Here is a 17417-nt window from a genome sequence, read left to right on the forward strand (position 1 = left end):
GCCCTTTGTTTTTGCCAAGCGCGTTAGACGCTCTTCTCTCAATAGCTGGTCGAGGTCAACGACTAGGTCCACACGCTCGTTCGCGCCTCTGTTCATCTCTAGACCAACGTCACGTGGCTGCAGTCCATTCCCGGGATTGGACCACTGACCTCGACCCTGCTCTGGGTGGAAACGATGCATCTTGGACGGATGGAAAGCTCAAACCAGTGAGCGGCGTACACAGATTTCTCTCCGGTTCCGAGACAGTCGGGCAACTTCACTGAACGACCCCTAGTTCAAAGATGTAAAATGCACGTCTAAGACGTGCATTTTACATCTGCGCTTTGGTCGCCCAAGCGTAAGAGATGACAATTTTCGGGAATTCAGGGACAGCCACGATGGATTCTCTCTCAGATAAACGCCCAAAGAAGCCAGTTCTGCGTCATCGGCTGGGAAAGTAGAGCTTGGATAGTTCGCGGCTAGCCTCGAGGAAGCATCTGGTCAACTTTCTCCGGATCAAGCCAAGCGGGATGCGGAACATGCAAGGCTGGCCACTGTTGAGGTCGGCTGTTCGCAGGCAGGTGGGCCCTCAAAGCAGCGTCCGCCAGCAGGTAGCCATGATTTTCAAGTACGGCCTGTTCTCCACGGGAGAATCGGTCGAAGTCAGTGCGGATCAGACCGATCCGGTGAGCCAGCCCCTCGGAGTAGCCGAGAGCTAGACACTCGGCATCGCCGGGGAGGTTTTTTCTGTAGACGTCGACACTCCGGCCTACTGACCAGTACACGGCCTTGTACACGCCCTGCGCGTCTGAAGCAATCAGCCACCGTTTTCGCAGGCTGCGTGACTGGTCATCCAAGAGGGTGATGAAGCGCGTCAGACGCCTCAGCAAGCCCTTCTTGACGCCATATTGGAAAGGCGTACCGCCATCGCTGACGAGTACCAACTCGTGGTTCTTCCAAACGGGCTCCAGGCCGAGGTTGTCGTAATTCCCGCCGTCATTGACGAGGACCTTGCCCTTGTTGGACGACAAGACCATGGTGACGGGCGCAAACACGGGTGGGAAGCAGGCGCTGGTCGCTACGGCGAGCGAGAGCGGTAGGTTCAGTTTCCAAGAAGTCGCATAGCCTGCCCGGTGGCCGCCGGTCTTGGCGCGAGAGAAGATCCAACTCGTGCCGTAGGTCAGATCCGTCGCGCAAACGACGAAATTTGGCTTGTTCGGCAGGTCGTGGACTTTCATCCGGCCGCAGTAGTCGTCTAGCAGGTCTGCGACGCCATAAACGGCAGAGGGCCCCCGCCAGTTCCAAGGCATGACCCGGCGCAGCAAGGGGATGGTGCGGATATCCCGGTCGGTCAAGCGATAAGTCGCCTCGGCCAGCACCTGCTGAAAAGTCTGTGGGGAGATCGGCGCATCTGAGGCCCAGGGTAGCTGGGCCAGACGGGCCGCTAAGACACTGCCTCCGGACACACTCGACACCGTCCGGAGGTGCTCTAACACGCCTAGTTCATGCAGGCGCCGCACGGCTCCCAGGTGAAACAGAACCGCACGGTATCCGCCACCCGACAGGCACAGGCCGCTGCCGGAACGCTGCTGTCTCCCGGCCGGGGTTGTGGACAGACTAGGTGGTTCTAACGGGGTGCCAGGCATCACACGGGATGGCGCCAAACCTGCCGCACAAAGTATCGGCATAGGCCGCTGAACGGAAAGTCAGGGGCAACGTGCAGGCTCAGCGTTTCTATCAGTTCGGCATTGCCCGGGTATTTGACCAGCCCCAAATGAGCGAGCTCGAGGACTCGGTAGGTTCGGTACCGCTGCCAGCGGAGTTCTTCTCGGTTCAGACCATACAGGTCGATGCTCTGGCGGGCTACCTGTTGATCAGCGGCTGACGCCGCCGGATTCGGTAGGATCCTCACTTCTTTCAACGCGGCGTCAGCTGAGTAGGCAAAGAGGAGTTCAGGGTCAACCAGGTAGGGATTGACGCCTTGTGGGCTCTCAGATGACCACTGGGTGAGATGGGCGGGCAACGCGGCATGATCTACTGGATCTGGGGCGAAGGTGCCCACCAGGGCCTGCAGGGCCGCGTCCGATGCGCCAGCGACCATTGGGCCATTCAGTAACGGCCCAGCAATGGGGAAGCGATCGCCCTTATACACCTGGTTGCAGATCTGACACGCGTACAGATAATTGTCGTAGCACAGCGCAAGCCACCAATACACGCTTTTAGGCCGGTAGTGCTCCACATCGCAGTGGGCCACCGAGGCAGCCGGTGCGTCACAGTAGGCACATTTGCCGTAGGTTTCCGTTCGCAACTGGGCTTTTGCCCCTTTCCATTGGCTGCCTTTGAAGGCCCTGACTCCTTTTCGTTCTGCCTTAAGCAGGGCCAACTCACGCTTTTTCTGATTGGCACCGCGGAAGGTAGCAGGGATGGCCGCTGCCCGGCGGTCGTGGTTCAGCGGGATCACGCACTCTCCGAGACCGATTGAGCCTCGTTCAACAGGGCGTCCTGGATTTTCTCGAGAAGTTCAAGCCGCTTGCGCTCGAGTGGACTGTCTTCAATGCTGGGCGTTAACGAACTGCTCTCTGGTGGAGGGTCAACCAGGTGAGATGAACCTTTACTCGTGCCCTTGCGCTCCCGGTGTGCAGTGCGGGCCACCTCAAGCTCACGGGACAACCCTGTTTCAATGCCAAAGATGGGACTGACGATCAACTGGTCGATCCGGAGCAGGCGGGGGTCTCCCTCGAATGGAAATAGACTTGGCGCCTGACTCGGGGATTTGCGGCGCATCACGATCAGTTCGCCTGGCCCCGCCTGCTGGGCCGTGAGCGGAGAGTGGGTGGTGCACACGATCTGAAAGTTGGGCAGTTGGTCGGTGACAAAGTCGATGAGCTGCCGCTGCCAGATGGGGTGCAGGTGCAGGTCAATCTCATCAATCAAGAGGAGCCCTCGAGCTTTAAGCGGCTCTTTGCGCTCAGGGAATGCCTCAGTGATCTGGCGAAGGAGGTCACCACACCAGGCGACGACGTTCTGATAGCCGTCACTCAGGCGCTCCAGGGGCACCTCACCGTCAGCGGTGCTGAACAGCACGGCGCCCGTCTTGCGGTTAATGCCTTTGAATGTGGTGCCAGGCGGCAACATCCGGTTGAGGGTGGCGCGGACGGTGGTCAGTCCCTTGCCCTGATAGTCGAGTTGTTTAACCCAGGCGCCGAGGGGATAGAGGGTCGCGTCATTGGAGAAGAGGGTCGCAACGGCCTCGGTGCGCCTAGACAAAGACCCTGGGCTATCAGACAAGAGGCCGAAGCTTGAACTCCCGGGAGTGGTGGTCAGGCGGCGCGAGGCTCCATAGCCCACCACGAAGTAATTGCGCTCCGCATGTCCCAGGGCGGCGTCGAGCAGGGCGATGGACTCCTGGTTTCGACTGAGCAGGCTGGCGAGCGTGTCACCACGTTGGATGTTCAGGGCGATGTCACGGGTCTGTCCGTCGGCGGTGGCAAGCCGCGCTTCAATGGTTGCGTGCTCGGTACCATTGCGGATCCAGGAATCAATATCGCCCAACAGGCCAGCTAAAGCATCGCTGCCTGCAGTCACCAAGGCAATGGCCCGGAGCAGCGTGGTTTTGCCGGTGCCATTTTCGGCGAGAAGCATCGTCCACTTCCGAGGTTTGCCACCGGATTCGAAGGATAGCTCCAACTGCTCAAGCGAGCGAAGGTTTTGAATCCGGATCCAACGGAGAAACATACCCCAGCGTACCAAGGAACGAGGGTTGCACTAGCAGTTGACCAGAAACTCCCTCTCATAGATGTAGGGTGATCGCTCTTCCAACTTTCAGATTGGCCCTACCGGAGATCAAGGCGACAACTGGGTGCATAGCCCCCAGTCAACTGTTCCTCATATGCCTGGACAATACCCATACTGTTCAAACCATGACCCAAGAGAATTGCTGCTCCTAAAGGCACTGAGAAAAACAGGTGGATCTCGCCAAAGTCATGCTCATCGTGCACGGCCTTGATTATTCGGCGTGCGCTGTTCATCAAGGCGGTGGCGTCTGCAGCACTCCAGTCATCAATGGGATCAGGCTGCTTTAGCTCCAGACGTGCGGCGAAGCGCGTACCCGTCTCCGCTTTGAATACATCAACTTTCCGTCGTACGTCCCGCAAGGCACTTAATTCCACACATAACCCAGTCCCGCCTTCGTCCAACAGCTCTAATCCCTGAGGTGAGTGTAGTTTCGCCGTACTGGGGGGTGATCTTGCTAGGGTTCTGTGGAGGAGGAGTTCAGTCTGACCGACAATGGAGACTGACATGACCGCCAGTAAAAACCACTACACCGCCGAGTTCAAAGAAGAAGCCGTGCGTCTGGTGATCAGCAGCCAGAAAAGCTGCGCTGAGATCGCCCGCAACTTGGGTGTTCCACCGTATTTAGTCGTACGCTGGAAACAGCATCACGAGCAACAAGGGGCGGTGGGCCGCCCCCAATTCACCGGACGCGGCGTCGCCGCGTTGAGTGAGCAGGAAGCGCGGTTCAAGAAGCTAGAACGAGAGCTGGAAATTACCCGTCAGGAACGCGATATTCTGAAAAAAGCACTGGCCTTCTTCGCCAAAGACCACTAATTTACGGGTTCATTGAGCAGCATCGGCATGAGTACAGCATTGAGCGGCTGTGCAAGACGCTCGGTGTCGGGGTCAGTGGCTATTTTGCGTGGTGGAGAAGGCCCAAAAACTGCTATCGGGTGGAAGACGTCGCTCTGACCGAGGCCATTCGAACCATTCATCAAGTCAGTAGGGGCACCTACGGTGCCCCTCGTGTCAAGCCGCACTCGTGGACGAGGAAAACAGGTCAGCCGAGCACGAATTACTCGGCTGATGAAGGCAGGGACTGAAGGCTCGCTGCAAGCGGAAATTTCGCGTGACCACCAATTCAAAACACCCGCACCCAGTGGCCGAAAATCTACTGAATCGCGAATTTGTTGCCGAACAACCCAATCAGAAATGGGTGACGGATATTACCTATTTACCCGTGGCTGAGGGCTGGATGTACCTCGCTGTGGTGATGGATCTGTTCTCTCGCAAAATCGTGGGTTGGGCCATGCGGGCCACCCTGCAGACCGAGTTGGTCGTCGCTGCGCTGGACATGGCACAGCAGATTCGGCGTCCTGGACAAGGATTGCTCCATCATTCGGACCAGGGAATTCAATATGCGAGTCGCGAGTATCGACAAGCACTGGAGCGCCTCCAGGCGCTCCAAAGTATGAGCCGAAAGGGAGACTGCTGGGACAACGCGGCGATGGAGAGCTTCTTCGCCACCCTCAAGCTGGAACTGGAACTCGACACAGCACAAGGAAACCGCGCTGACACACGTAATCTGGTCTTTGAGTGGATTGAGGTGTTTTACAACCGCGAGCGTCGTCACTCTAGCTTGGGGTACCGCTCACCGACTCGCTTTGAGCAACACCGCGCCACACTGAACTGATCCTCCACGAAGGCATTGCAATATCAGGGCTCATTTGATGCCCACAAGTCCTCACGCTGGATGATAGTGAGCTTATAGGCTTTGACAGCAGAAAACGCCGCCCCTACAGCCAACCCAACAGACAGCGGAGCGTTACCGCGAAGGGTGACGTGCCGGTTGATACCCAATGCCCGAAACCGCTTCTGCAACTCCGCTAGTTCAGGTTGGAGAACCCCTGTCCATGTCTCGACTGGTGGAATGCTTCGGGTCTGTCGGTCAAAATATTCTCTCCAGTCAATGATGGCGTCGTGCGCTTCACGGGCTCGCGCGTCCGGATCACCCCAAGCGTCCAGAAAAATGCCGAGCCCCTCTAGCTGAGTCTTCTGATCGAATTCATCTACCGCCCGGCGGATAACTTGGAAGACGTCTTCACGAGAGAATGCATTGCCCAGGTTTACAGTGACGAAGGACTGTATCGACTCAAACGCCCTGACAAGCGCTGGTCTCATCGCGTTCTCAAAGGCCTGGAGACTTTGGGTCTGGCCTACAAATTCATTGAGGAGCGTCTGAATTGAATCCGGCCAAGCGCGAATATGGATACTGTCTTCAATATCAAGATATTGCAGTGCCCAGTCAGCAGTTGCTGGAAGCTTCAACCCAGTTAGTAATTTATCAAGATGATTTATCGTATCTTCTTCTGTTTTCGTCTCCTTTTGAATAGCATGTGCCCCCCTGATGCGCGCTAAAGCCCTTTCGATTGCTTTCACGTCGTCATGCAGAGTTCTAGCCACCAGGATAAATCTGACTATTTCAGGGTCGGCAGCATGCATAGCCTTAAACTGCTCTATAACTTCTAGAAATTCAGGCCTATCGACCTGGTGATCCTTGAGCTGCAGGTAGTGTCGTTCACGCTGCCCGCCTCGCTCGAACAGCAGGTTGATATCATCTGCCCCCTCATTCATGGCATGCGAGAAGTCGGGATCTACACACCAGTAGAGCAACTTGATGCAGAGATAGGCGAGCTGGGCGTTAAAACCTTTGCCTGCATGAATTCCGCCCATCTGCTTCCTATTGAGCATTGATGCGTTGTTGGGGTCTGTCATGTTGAACCTCCTCTGGTGCTGATTTCTTTTCGAATAGTGGTATCGGCGCTTGACCTTCCCTGTATACCCAGGCTTGCAAATGCCAGTCGCTTCCTGAATCCCCCAGGATTACCAGCACCGGTACCTCACAATTAAAGCCTTCACGTAATGCTCGGCTCTGCATGGTGGCGTCGTCAGTTGGACTCCGCTCTGCGTTGAACCCTGGGTGCGCGTGCCACTCCCCAAGGTAATACGTCCGAAGCGGACCATTCCAGAGCCGGAGAAGGAGCTCGCGCATACCACTTACGCCCCGCTCAAACGTCAATCGGCTTCCTCGCGAGTCCGCAGGCGGTGGTTGCGCACCTGTGACGACGGCCGTGTTCAGCCGACTGTTGTAGCGCCCCACGAGAATGCCATCCGTTTCTGCTCCGCGTGCTCGCGTAGCCTCATCAAGCATCGTCCGAACGATTTGAGCGGTCATCGTTACCGCGAAGCGCTGATCCTCCGACTGGAAGAAGTAGACTGCTTTCATGGCTGCGGGTCTCGGAGCGTGACGCCTTCAAAACCCTGTGGCCCATAACGCTGTTGATACACCCTGGTTCGTTCGGTGTCGGTTGCCTCAACAAATTCCCGGACAAAAGTGGCCCCGACCGCGGCGAGCAGCTGAACGTCTGTATGAAGCGCGGGAAAGACTGGCGTCCAGCAGCCAATGCCTTCCATGGGCATCGGCTCGTTGGCGTCGGCCAGCGCATCAACGGCTACATGCGGCAAGATAGCCTTGTCAAAGGCTGTTATTTTGAAGCGAGTGGTGCGTTGTCCATGGGCGTACAGTGACTGCGCCTTCCAGCCGAGCGACAGGCTGATGATCACCTTAGGTGCATCCCAGCGCTGCCCACCGAGCGTTCCAATGACCGACGCCTCGGCGGTGGTGTCGATGATCACATCAGCTGCTTGCGTCGCCTGGCGACCGGCGACGCTCTGAGGGGGATACCGTTCGTCAAAGCCAGTGGGGCTCACGAGGGTGTTGATTGCCTGAAGCCGCTCAGTCACCTGCATGGACTTTTTTCTCGGCACATCCCGGAGCGTGAGCATGTGCCTGACCAGATTCTTCGTCTGAATCGAGTCCTCATCGAATACACTGATGCAGGTGACTCCACTTCGGACAAGGTGCTCGGCGACTGCTGAGCCCAACGCCCCAGCCCCAATCACCACGTAACGCTGCGTCCTCACAGACTCTGGCAGAAAGCCGCGACTTCCCAGTTCCTCAGCTTGGTGCGGCTGCGCGAGCATCCACGTGATTGGGCCGGCGTTGCCAAATATGTCATGTTTGGCTTTCAGCCACCAACTGTCGGGCGTGTTCCGGAAGCCCTTGGATCGTGACAGCTCCATATAAGACGGAAGTTCACAGGCCTGCCATTGGATCCGGCGATCCGGGCCATCAATCACGCTCGGTACCGGATAGCCTATCAGCAGCAGTGGCATTCCCCTGGTTGTTGACGCGGAGGCGATGGCGCGACGGAGCAGGGGATCGAGGTTCACGCCCTGGTCGTTCAGAGCGCCACGCAGCTGGCCCCATGTGGCTGGGAATCCCCAAGGGGGAAGGAACGGAGGACGCTCAAGCAGCACCCACTGTGCTGCCTGATTCGGTTTTCGCGAGCTGACCCAGGTGCCCCAGGGGGGCGTGAAGATATGCTTCCCCTGCTTGGTGAATTCGACGGCGAAGGAGGACTGGTGGCCGCCCAGGTCGTTGAGCAGTTTGACCTCACCGTGCTGCCCTCCGTGGTTCTTCCATAAGACAAGAGAGTGCTCGTCTTCAAGGGTGTTGATGGAACGCTTCGCGTCGATGTTTGCTTCGTGGATCAAGGGATGGCCGAAATGGTCACCAGGCCGGAGGAGATCTCCCCGCGCCGCTTTCTGAACCCACTGTACCAACCGCAACGCGTGCCAGGCCAGGCGGCTATAGGCGTCGGTCGGCTCTGGATCCATATCCCACCGACCAAGGGGTTGTGCCCGTGTGATCAGGCAGGGTTGGTGGCGCTTAAGTTCATGTGGGAATTCACCACGGACGCCGCTGTTCGCCGCGCGGAAAACATTGATCGCACCCAGAGGATAATGCTCTGAGACAGCCAAGTGCCAGTGCGTGACCTGGTCCACATACTCGCTGCCCTGATCAATCCGAACGCTACACAACACGGACCACCAACCTGATTTTTCCCGCGACCATGATCCGGTCAGCGTGAAGTCCGGAACGTCTTCGAGAGTCCTAATCCCAGCCAGGAGGTCTGGAGAAAGCTGGGGCTGAGCGACCGCGTTACCCAAAACGGCCCCAAGGATAGTCCGCTGGTGGGGCCTTGGGTTCCACGAAGCCACCCGCTGCCGCCGCTGCCGTAGTCGTTGACGCTGGTAGCGCTGGCGGTACTTTGAATTCGTCGCCGAGAATCTCCCGCCACATCTGCGCTGCTTCTCGCCGGTTGCCCCACGTCAACGCTTTCATCGCCAGGTCGGACGCGGTACACAACTCCTCGTAAAAGGCGTTGAAGTCTTCCTGGGTAAGACGGGAGAGGACGTCGGCCTCTGATCCATCAAGTCCTCGCGGCGGCATGGGCGCCTTGGTGTGGGGGTAAAACTTGCCATATGCGGCCCGCATGTTCTGAAAAGTCCGCGTCAGGCCTTCGGCGATGGAGCTGAAATCTGTTGGGCAGTGATCTCCCGCCATGTGCTCGATAGGGTAGCTGCGGGGATATTTGCTCGCGCCAGGCTGTTGAGCGGCCTGGCGGCGCCACCATTTGAGCGCGCGTGCGACGCGGAGAAACTTCTTGTTACAGTGGCTGTTCTTCTCTACCGTGAATTCGAGGGTGGCCAGGGGATGTGTGTCCTGCCATTCCTGTGCATCCTTGTCCGGGATGCGGAGGGGCTCCAGCGCCCACTGGTCATCCGGCAGACCTGAAGGTCCAAACACCTCGTCGGGGTTAAGCACATCATCGCTACGATCCGCAGATCTGGTCTCAGCTTGAAGTGCATTCTCCGTGTAACGCAGTAATGCTGCCTTCTGTGCCTCGCTAGGAGCCGATGTGGGCACCAGATCAACCTCGACGTCTGGCAGCGACAGCTTCACAGAGCGCGACTGGATTTCTGCGCATCCTTTGCCATATTCCTTTTCCAACCAGTTCAGAACGATCCGCAACACGTCTTCTGGCTCGTAATCATCTTCGGACACGTTGGTCACCAGCACGATGTCAACGTCGGCTTTCTTGAGATCGCCATATTCGTCAAGCCCCGGCTTCACCATCGTGTAGCGGGCATAGCTGCCCTGTAAGAAGTCGGCGACATGAAGATCGCTGAGCGCTGCATCATTCCCAATCCGACCCCTGACATCAAGGTGAGCGCGCTGGGCCGCCTTGAGCGTTTGATTGAGGGGTCGAATCAGCCGGTCGAACTCGTCAAATTCTTTGGCGAGCGTTTGAAAGCTGGTCTGGGTCATGCTGTCTGCTCCTTTACTCGGGTAATAGTGAACCGCTGCTGCTCATGCGTAGAGCATAATGACAACCTGACAATTAGCCAACAGATAAATTTTAAGTCAAGTATGAAGACTAATGCGCAGTGAAGGTCTTGACGCTTTACTAGAAAGTCTCGCCTGAGATATATGAGAGACAGATACAAGTGTGGGCCAAAATCGTGGTCTCCAAGATTAACGGAGAGCAGAGTTGGTTAGAAGTTGTCGGGTAGGAGCATCATCACTCAACCGGAGTTCTTCAAACATGACCCCTTGGTGACCGCCTGTCGTGCAAAATCAGGGAGCGTGAAGTCTGAGATGCAGCGCAGCGCATCAAGCGCGGAAGGGAATTCAACTGGAAGGGTCTTGTAGGAGTGTGGGCTGAAGTACAGGAAACTCACACTTGAAGCAGCCAAACCAGAATTGGGGAGATGCTCACCCATTACGAGGGATTACCTCGCTGAGCTTCAGAGGTGTAGGTTGCTGCACGAACACAGCAGTACAATGAGTTTACAGGTTGTATCTGAAATCGTCAAATCCTAAAATGAGGCACAACATGTGGTAGGGCAGGCGGTGCTGTCGATATGGCCACCCCGCCCGCATGGTTGCTTGTGCCCGTCGCTGCCGCGCTGTGGTGGATCCGCAACGAAGGATCAACAACAGGCTGCTTTTCTGGCGTCCAGATGATGAAATCGGGAATCTCCGGACCAATGCCTTTTGGGGCGCCCCAGAACACTTTGAGCAGCTGAGCCACCTGCATCCCTATGTCAGTGCTCGTTGGAACCGGCCCACCCGGGATACTGCCAGCACCAACAACTCTGGGCCTGACGATTCAAACGGCCAGTTAGATGCCTTTGTACGCAAAGATTCAGAAGGTCTGGCGCGGTGAACGGTCCTAGGCGGGCCGGTACCGGGAGTTCTATCAGGCGGATATCGATGTCATCGGACGCGGCTCTCTCAGTTTGCTGTATGACGCCGTGTTGCCTGCCGTGGTGAGCGACGCCCTGACCCGCTTGAATATTGGCCCCTTTTGCATTCGGCTCAACAATCGTCAGGTGTTGCAGGGATATTTCGAAAGCCTGGGTCTGGCACCAGTGGCCGTGCCACAGGCCCTACGGATCCTTGATCGTCTGGAGAAGGTCGGCATCGACCGGGTGCGGCAGGACTTCACTACATTGGGTGTAAGTCCGGACACCCTGACCCCCTTCCTCGATCTGGTCACCAGCAATCTGGCTTCCGATGCTTTGCTGAGCGAATTGGCAGGGCAGGCTAGGAATGCACTCTTCGACCAAGGCGTGGCCGAGCTCCATGTCGTTCTGTCGGGCCTCCGGGATCTGGGCGTACCAGAAGCGAACTTCCAGGTGGATCTCAGCATTGCCCGGGGGCCGGGGTATTACACGGGCACCGTGTACGAGACCAAGCTTTTGGACTTTCCTGGATTGGGCAGCATCTGCTCGGGTGGGCGGTACGAAAATCTGGTGGGCTACTTTCACACGGGCACGTTTCCGGGTGTGGGCCTGTCCATCGGGGTGAGCCGGTTTGTTCCGGCCCTGTTGGAGGCAGGTGTCTTTTCCGCCAGTACCTCAACCACCGCTCAGGTGTTGGTGACCCTGCTCCAACCGGAACATCAGGGCGAGTCCCTCCGGCTGGGGGCAGAGCTGCGCTCACAGGGCGTGAACACGGAGGTGTACCTGGAGCCCCACCGGCTCGGGCAGCAGCTGCGCTACACGGACAGGAAAGGCTTTCGTCTCGCGGTGATGATTGGAGACACGGAGCTTCAGGCTGGGCAGCTCCGGGTGAAGGATCTTCAGACGGGTGAGGAGAAATTGCTGGACAGAGCGCAGTGGGCAGTCGACATTCGCCAACGGCTTTTGGACGCCCTTTGAGCTTGAGGGAGGGTATGCAGTGTGGCGTTCATGAGTTTTGCTGAGCTTTATTGGGAGTCTGTTGACTCTTGAACAAAAAGATGTCCAGTACGCAACACAGCCACCGTCTGAATGGCTGAGGACGACGTACAGGACACTTCCAAGTCAACGGACTCCCAATCACTGGGCTGATGGTGTGATGTAACGGGTGCCGATTTCGGAACATCCAGTCATTTCAGGGAATAACTCAGTGGAAAAACAGAACGATAGACAAATGGTTGTCTTTTGGTTGTCCCCCTGTTACAGCACCAGCCTTCAGCATAGAAGTCACAGCCCACTCCCCTTCCAGACGAATCCCAATTCACAGGCCATTCCAGCATTGAGCTGCTGCCGCTCAGGCCGAGGCTGTTAATATCCTTGTCTCTGACCTACTCCTCCTCCGCATTCCTGAAGCAGGAGCCGGAGCGAGAGCCCAGCGTTGGGGGAAGACTGGAAAGCAAGTCAACGGACTCCCAATAGGACTCCAGCACAGAACTCGACACTCACAATGCCCTCAAACCGCAAAAAGTGATCCCACCGATAGCACTGGACACCGGCTTGGCGAGTAGAATAACGGCGGGTTCCAACTCGCCTGAGCCGAATGAAAACGTAACGTTGGTCTGCCATTTCAATGGACACCTTACCCCATTCTGAAAAACATGTTGCGTGTCATCTCCAAGTCTGCGCCTGATCCGGCGTGGGTGGTACGGCATAAATCTCTATCTCAAAATCAATGTACAACTGCGCCCTATCCGGGCGCGGGCGGAAGGATTGGCTATGTGGATGCGCTCCTGGGTGTTGAAGACCCAGAGTGAACCGTGCGGGACTTTGACGAGGAACAGGCCAATCTAGAACGGTGTGGGCGGTGAGAATCTTGAGCTGAAGAGTTTGCAGATTGTCCAGATATTGTTGGCGAATTCAGGCTCTCAGTGCAGCGAAACGTGAGGTCGGTGTTGGGGCGTCGGGTCTATCTTGCCGCCAAGCGGTGACTCGTGCCGCATGGGCTGAAGCGTTGAAGGTTATTGCCAAATAGAGATAGCTGTCGAACGTCCTCTCTGAAGCGGGGGCCGAGGCGAAAGCTGAAAAATAAAGGCATTGGGTTTTTATTCCTCAAATAAGTAGAGCAGTCTCAAACTCGGAGTTACAGTAGTGTCTTCTGCAGGCACCAGAGAAGTGCTGCTCTCCAGCACAGGAGGGACGACAAGATGATGTCCCGCCTGTGCTTAGATCAGCGAGCGATGTCTCTGACATTCAACGATGCTGTCAACAGCAAATCCGAAGGCACTGGACAACGCTCGGCCTGGCGCGCAGTCTAGGCGTGGCAATATCTGATTGGCCGCGCCTATAACCGGCAAATGGTGCGGTATGGGGAACTCAGTGGGCTGATGGATTATGCCAACAATCAAGCCCTCACCCCGGTTCTCAACAACATTATTCAGTTCTGTCGCCAGCAGGCCCTCCCTCCCCTGACCATCCTGGTCGTCAACCAAGAAGGTGGCCCGGGGGCAGGATTCACGACGTTCAACTCCAAGACCCCTTACCGAGACCAGAAAGAGGTGTTCGCCTCCCCTTGGTTCAAGTTGGTTCTACCGACGCCAGAAGATTTTCAGGCTGCCATGGCATGGTCGAAGCAGCAGCCTGCATTCGAACCGTCTGACCGCTGACTTGGCGAGGGAGGCTCTCTCCTGTTGCTGCCGTGTAGGTCAAGGAAAAACCCAGTTCAGGTGCACGCTCAGGCAACTGTGATGCATGTCCTATGCATTGACTGTATACCGGGCTAGGGTGTATGGATCAAAGGCGGCCTTCGGGTCGCCTTTTCTGGTTCATGGCGGCGGTCGGAAGCCCCCCGCTCAGGCCATTCTGCTCCGAGGTGGCATCCATCCTATTACGCTTGATTCATACATGACGGAATTGGAACAGTGGTTCGGGGCTGCCGTGGGCGAGCTGACGCCGCCAATTGCGCCAGAGCAGGCGGCTGCCCTAAGAACTGTATGTCCCCGGAGCTGCCTGATGAGTTTCTGGCGCTGTCTGTGTGGCATGACGGTTTCCCACACCGGCTGATCTTGGAAGACACCTGGCATCTGCTGGACAGTGAGACGATGCTGGAAGTGTACTGGGAGCATCAGGGTCTCAATGGTGTCACTGCTGCTGAACCCTGGCGTACAGACTGGCTGCCCCTGCTCTCCAATGGTACAGGAGATTCTCTGCTGCTCAACCTGAGCACTCTCGAAGTCGGCAGCTATTTTCATTAGCGCGGAGAATAGGCAGCCGCGTATCCACAGCTGAACACTTACTTCAAGCATGTGCTGGACGAACTCCGGGCAGGACGCTTTCAGTGGTCAGAAGAGGATGGGCTGGCCTTTGTGTAAGAACCGGAGTCAATGGGGTCAGACTAGAGTTGGAACAGAAATTCCCGGTAAGTGGTCATCCACAAGGAAGGTCAACGTCTCGTACTGCCAGTGCTTCCAACACTCTGTGACGCCCGGCCCGGAGAAACCGATGGTTTCTCGAGGTCGGGAACTTATTCTTCTCACACTGCGTAGATAACTTTATGAGTGATTTTCCTAATGATCAGTCCTTCTCGGGGTCGACCCCGGGCGCTACGCTGTACTACCTCGCACACATCAGCGCCGTTCACGAAGCCTCCGCTATGTGGGACTGGTTGAACCTGCCCGACGTCTCGGCCTCCGCCGCTGCCTTCACTCGTGACTTCACCGACATGTACCCCGAACAAAGCCTCGATCACCTTCTGCCTCAACACTTCGTCGCCGTCAATCAGGTCGAACTTCGAGACTTCGCCCTGAAGAAGGGCACCAAGCTGCAGGTCGACCGCAACCCCTTCGGCACTCTGTCCTGGCTGGAATACCAGCTCCCGGCGGTCGCATGGCCAGGCCTCCCTGCAGACATGCACTTGGGCTCTTGGATCATTCAGACCGACGGCGTACATATCCTCGCCTCGCTCACGCTCCCTGAGCAACTCTCGCCTGCGCTCCTGCGCCTCAACTCATTCCCGCGGCAAGTGACCCAAGCACTCCAAGACGAGTTCAGCGCGTGGAACCTCGACGACGAGCGACTGGCACTCGGCTGGAACTGGCATGGCCTCCCGGCGTCGCGTCCACTCTACGGCGGGGTTATCTATCAACTGCCGGACACGGGCCTAGTAATGAGCGGTGAGAGCACGCTGAGTTCCAGCATTCAGACCTACGTTGGGACTGACCTGACCGAGTACCTCCCGATGATATTGGCGGACACCCTCACCCTGCGCTTCACGACCCGTATCTTGAGCGCAACCCTGAACCAGACGGGGAGCCTAGCCGTCAATCCGGACGACCTCCCCCTCAATCTCGACGATCCCAATCAGCGGAGGCAGCACCAGACTAAGCTGCTCGAATCTTGGCGAAGAATCAGTGAGATGCAGCGAACGCTGGACGCCGTGGAGGACGTGTTGCTGGCGGGACGGGCGTGGATCACCTCACTGGAAGGGCTTAAACAGCGTGGCTTCAGGTGGAAGCCAACTGGACCGCTGCCGTCCCCGCGCATGTTCCTGCATGGCCCGTACGACGCGACCATGGAGCACGTGCAGGGCGTCGGCATGATCCTGAGGCCAAGCACCCAGATCAGCCTGAGCGGCCGTGACCTGCCAGTAGAAGGCTTGAAACGCGTTATCCGCAACGTGGATCAGTACCGTGTGCGACTGGGACAGCAAGCGGCCACGGTCAAGGAGGGGGTCAATATTCAGAACAGCCTGATGTCCGCTCGATCGGCCGAGCAGAGCACGCAGGCCACAATTACGGGGCTCAAGGTGGCACGCATTGGCGCTGTAATTTCGACTGTTGCACTACTAGTCGCCCTTGCGTCGCTCACCCTAACCGTCGACTGGAGTAAGGTCACGTTGCCTGTTGCACCATCGGCTGAGTCGGAGCAGGGAGCGGCAACCACAGATTCCTTTTTCGGTGTCAGCTACCCACAACGTCGATCTTCGCCGCAATAATGCGGCAAGGTGCCCAACAGACTGAGTGGGAACACTTTTTGAACAGTGTGCGGGCGAGCGGTTGACGCCGACTGGGCGTCCGGAAAGACCATCACGGTGCCACCCGGCGTAGTTGCGTAACCTGCCGGGCATGTCAGCGGCTGCCGCCAAGCTGCTCTTGCTGGTGCTCGTCCCTTCCGACTGGGACGCCGATCTAGCTGGGGTCACGGAGTTTCGCCGGTGTCTGGTAGACGAGTACAGCGCGAGAATGAATCTGTGCCAGGGCCGGGTGGCAATGCGCAGTCCTCTGGCGCTGTACTGCGGCGCGTGGCCACGGGGAACCATCTGATAGGGGTCACGCAAGAGTTGGAACGAAAATTCGCGGTAAGGATGGAAAGTGTCAGGTTGACGTTCAGACCCGGCTTGACAGGTGTCCGATTCAGGTGAAACGGGCTTCAACTGGGCAAGTAAAGGCTGTGTTGATCGCACGGCACGAGCGTGAGGATGGGGTACACCCCAGCTGGACAGAACATCTCGTTGTGTGACGAATCGCGTACAACACGCAAATATCAAACGACAAAGTCCCTAGCGGGAATTTTTGTTCCTACTCTCGTGGGACCCCTCAATCAGGCGATTGACCGCAAACCCCTGATAGGTCTGACGCTCGGCTGAAGTCAACCAGCACGTCCACAAAATCTTGATCGGGCTCAGCCGTTGATCAAATATCATTATTTCTTGCGTGCGGGAGCCTTCGCTTTGGGGCGGCCCTTGGGTTGAGTTGCTTTGCCCCGGGACAAGCCCAGCGCCCGCCCCTTCTCGTAGCTGGCCTGCATCTGGCGCCGGGTCGCTTCGGCAAGTGCCCTAAAGTCCACCTCGCCCGCCTCAATGCTCTGCGCGCTCACGACCGTGCGGACGTTCCGGCGGCGGGCGAGGGTGACACTGGTCTCCACCAGCCACCGCTCAAAGGCAGGCGTGACTTCAATCAACATTTCTCGGGCGCTTCGCTGGGACTTGCCCTCTGCACCACGGCGCTGAAACTCTTTGGGCAGGGGAAATCGCTCCGGCAGATACACCGCGTCAATCTCACCCTCCCGCACCGCCGTCTTCAGGTGCTTGACAAAACGATCGCTCCGCTGCGGATTGTCGAGCAGCGCGATCACTTCACTCAATTTTGATACTTCATCACTCCATCGTGCCATGAACAAAGCGCCCTTTGAAGTGCGCTGCATCAGACAGAGAGTGAAGGATTCAGGCGCTCGAACGCCTACAGTTAGAAAGAGCCAAGGACAGGCGGGGAACTGGCGGCCGCGCTGGGTCAAAGTCTGCCAACTCTCCAGGCGGTGCCGATGCCCACGCCGATCGCACTCATGGATCAGGCTGCACAGGCGCTCAAACCTTTCCTGAAGGAGCTGGCCTTGGTTGGTGGCCCGACATTAAGGTCACTACTGATCAGCCAGTCCGCCAAAGCACCATTCGGTTTTTTAGCGCCTTGAAGAAGGGCTATATCGCCCTCGCTTTCACTAGATAGTCAATGCCCGATTTT

Annotated in this window: 17 protein-coding genes; 8 read left to right on the forward strand and 9 right to left on the reverse strand. The window is 57.3% G+C overall.

All coding sequences use genetic code 11. The annotated features are described in order from the left end of the window. Positions 1-458 precede the first annotated feature (458 nt). The 4 genes from M1R55_RS27885 to M1R55_RS27900 form a co-directional block, all read right to left on the reverse strand. Positions 459-1667, reverse strand: coding sequence for a patatin-like phospholipase family protein (locus M1R55_RS27885; protein WP_371827336.1), 1209 nt, complete (start codon positions 1665-1667; stop codon positions 459-461). Next, a complete protein-coding gene (locus M1R55_RS27890) occupies positions 1625-2440 on the reverse strand; it encodes a hypothetical protein (RefSeq protein WP_249396470.1) in 816 nt (271 codons plus the stop codon). The genes M1R55_RS27885 and M1R55_RS27890 overlap by 43 nt, the downstream gene beginning before the upstream one ends. Then, on the reverse strand, positions 2437-3714 hold the full coding sequence (locus M1R55_RS27895) for an AAA family ATPase (protein WP_249396471.1): 1278 nt from the start codon (positions 3712-3714) through the stop codon (positions 2437-2439). The genes M1R55_RS27890 and M1R55_RS27895 overlap by 4 nt, the downstream gene beginning before the upstream one ends. 98 nt (positions 3715-3812) lie before the next feature. After that, complete coding sequence (locus M1R55_RS27900; protein WP_249396472.1) at positions 3813-4148, reverse strand: SAVED domain-containing protein; 336 nt, start codon at positions 4146-4148, stop codon at positions 3813-3815. A gap of 130 nt (positions 4149-4278) precedes the next feature. Between M1R55_RS27900 and M1R55_RS27905 the strand changes: the two genes are divergently transcribed. Both M1R55_RS27905 and M1R55_RS27910 read left to right on the forward strand, forming a co-directional pair. Continuing rightward, a complete protein-coding gene (locus tag M1R55_RS27905) occupies positions 4279-4587 on the forward strand; it encodes a transposase (RefSeq protein ID WP_249394272.1) in 309 nt (102 codons plus the stop codon). 295 nt (positions 4588-4882) lie between these two features. Next, entirely contained in the window at positions 4883-5446 is a 564-nt protein-coding gene (locus M1R55_RS27910) for an IS3 family transposase (protein ID WP_249396473.1), read from the forward strand. Positions 5447-5469: 23 nt separating this feature from the next. Here the strand turns inward: M1R55_RS27910 and M1R55_RS27915 are convergent, their stop codons facing one another. The 4 genes from M1R55_RS27915 to M1R55_RS27925 form a co-directional block, all read right to left on the reverse strand. Further along, positions 5470-6528 (reverse strand): SAVED domain-containing protein, encoded by a 1059-nt coding sequence (locus M1R55_RS27915; RefSeq protein ID WP_249396474.1) that lies wholly within the window; start codon positions 6526-6528, stop codon positions 5470-5472. After that, positions 6494-7039 carry a Mov34/MPN/PAD-1 family protein gene (locus M1R55_RS32510; RefSeq protein WP_371827337.1) on the reverse strand — a complete coding sequence of 182 codons (546 nt, stop codon included), beginning with the start codon at positions 7037-7039 and terminating at the stop codon, positions 6494-6496. Before M1R55_RS32510 ends, M1R55_RS27915 begins: the two co-directional genes overlap by 35 nt. Next, positions 7036-8493 carry a ThiF family adenylyltransferase gene (locus M1R55_RS27920; protein ID WP_249396475.1) on the reverse strand — a complete coding sequence of 486 codons (1458 nt, stop codon included), beginning with the start codon at positions 8491-8493 and terminating at the stop codon, positions 7036-7038. Before M1R55_RS27920 ends, M1R55_RS32510 begins: the two co-directional genes overlap by 4 nt. Positions 8494-8818: 325 nt before the next feature. Beyond that, the gene (locus M1R55_RS27925; protein ID WP_249396476.1) at positions 8819-9988 is read right to left on the reverse strand and encodes a hypothetical protein; all 1170 of its coding nucleotides are present in this window, start codon (positions 9986-9988) and stop codon (positions 8819-8821) included. A gap of 974 nt (positions 9989-10962) precedes the next feature. On the opposite strand from M1R55_RS27925, the gene M1R55_RS27930 reads away from it, so the two are divergent. The 5 genes from M1R55_RS27930 to M1R55_RS27950 all read left to right on the forward strand — a co-directional run bounded on the left by M1R55_RS27930 (position 10963) and on the right by M1R55_RS27950 (position 16223). Beyond that, a complete protein-coding gene (locus M1R55_RS27930; protein WP_249396477.1) occupies positions 10963-11886 on the forward strand; it encodes a His/Gly/Thr/Pro-type tRNA ligase C-terminal domain-containing protein in 924 nt (307 codons plus the stop codon). Positions 11887-13289: 1403 nt separating this feature from the next. Further along, the gene (locus tag M1R55_RS27935; protein WP_249396478.1) at positions 13290-13568 is read left to right on the forward strand and encodes a hypothetical protein; all 279 of its coding nucleotides are present in this window, start codon (positions 13290-13292) and stop codon (positions 13566-13568) included. A gap of 327 nt (positions 13569-13895) precedes the next feature. Then, a complete protein-coding gene (locus M1R55_RS27940) occupies positions 13896-14156 on the forward strand; it encodes a hypothetical protein (protein WP_249396479.1) in 261 nt (86 codons plus the stop codon). Positions 14157-14455: 299 nt separating this feature from the next. Further along, positions 14456-15895, forward strand: a complete 1440-nt coding sequence (locus M1R55_RS27945; protein WP_249396480.1) for a hypothetical protein — start codon at positions 14456-14458, stop codon at positions 15893-15895. A 130-nt stretch (positions 15896-16025) separates the two neighbouring features. Then, positions 16026-16223, forward strand: a complete 198-nt coding sequence (locus M1R55_RS27950) for a hypothetical protein (RefSeq protein WP_249396481.1) — start codon at positions 16026-16028, stop codon at positions 16221-16223. Positions 16224-16602: 379 nt separating this feature from the next. On the opposite strand, the gene M1R55_RS27955 is transcribed toward M1R55_RS27950, so the two are convergent. Continuing rightward, positions 16603-17034: a hypothetical protein gene (locus M1R55_RS27955; RefSeq protein WP_371827343.1), complete on the reverse strand. Its 432-nt coding sequence runs from the start codon at positions 17032-17034 to the stop codon at positions 16603-16605. A gap of 186 nt (positions 17035-17220) precedes the next feature. Here M1R55_RS27955 and M1R55_RS27960 point away from each other — a divergent pair, with 186 nt between their 5' ends. Next, positions 17221-17367: a hypothetical protein gene (locus M1R55_RS27960; protein WP_249396483.1), complete on the forward strand. Its 147-nt coding sequence runs from the start codon at positions 17221-17223 to the stop codon at positions 17365-17367. The last annotated feature ends 50 nt before the right edge of the window (positions 17368-17417 follow it).

The sequence above is a fragment of the Deinococcus sp. QL22 genome (assembly GCF_023370075.1).
Lineage (GTDB): Bacteria > Deinococcota > Deinococci > Deinococcales > Deinococcaceae > Deinococcus.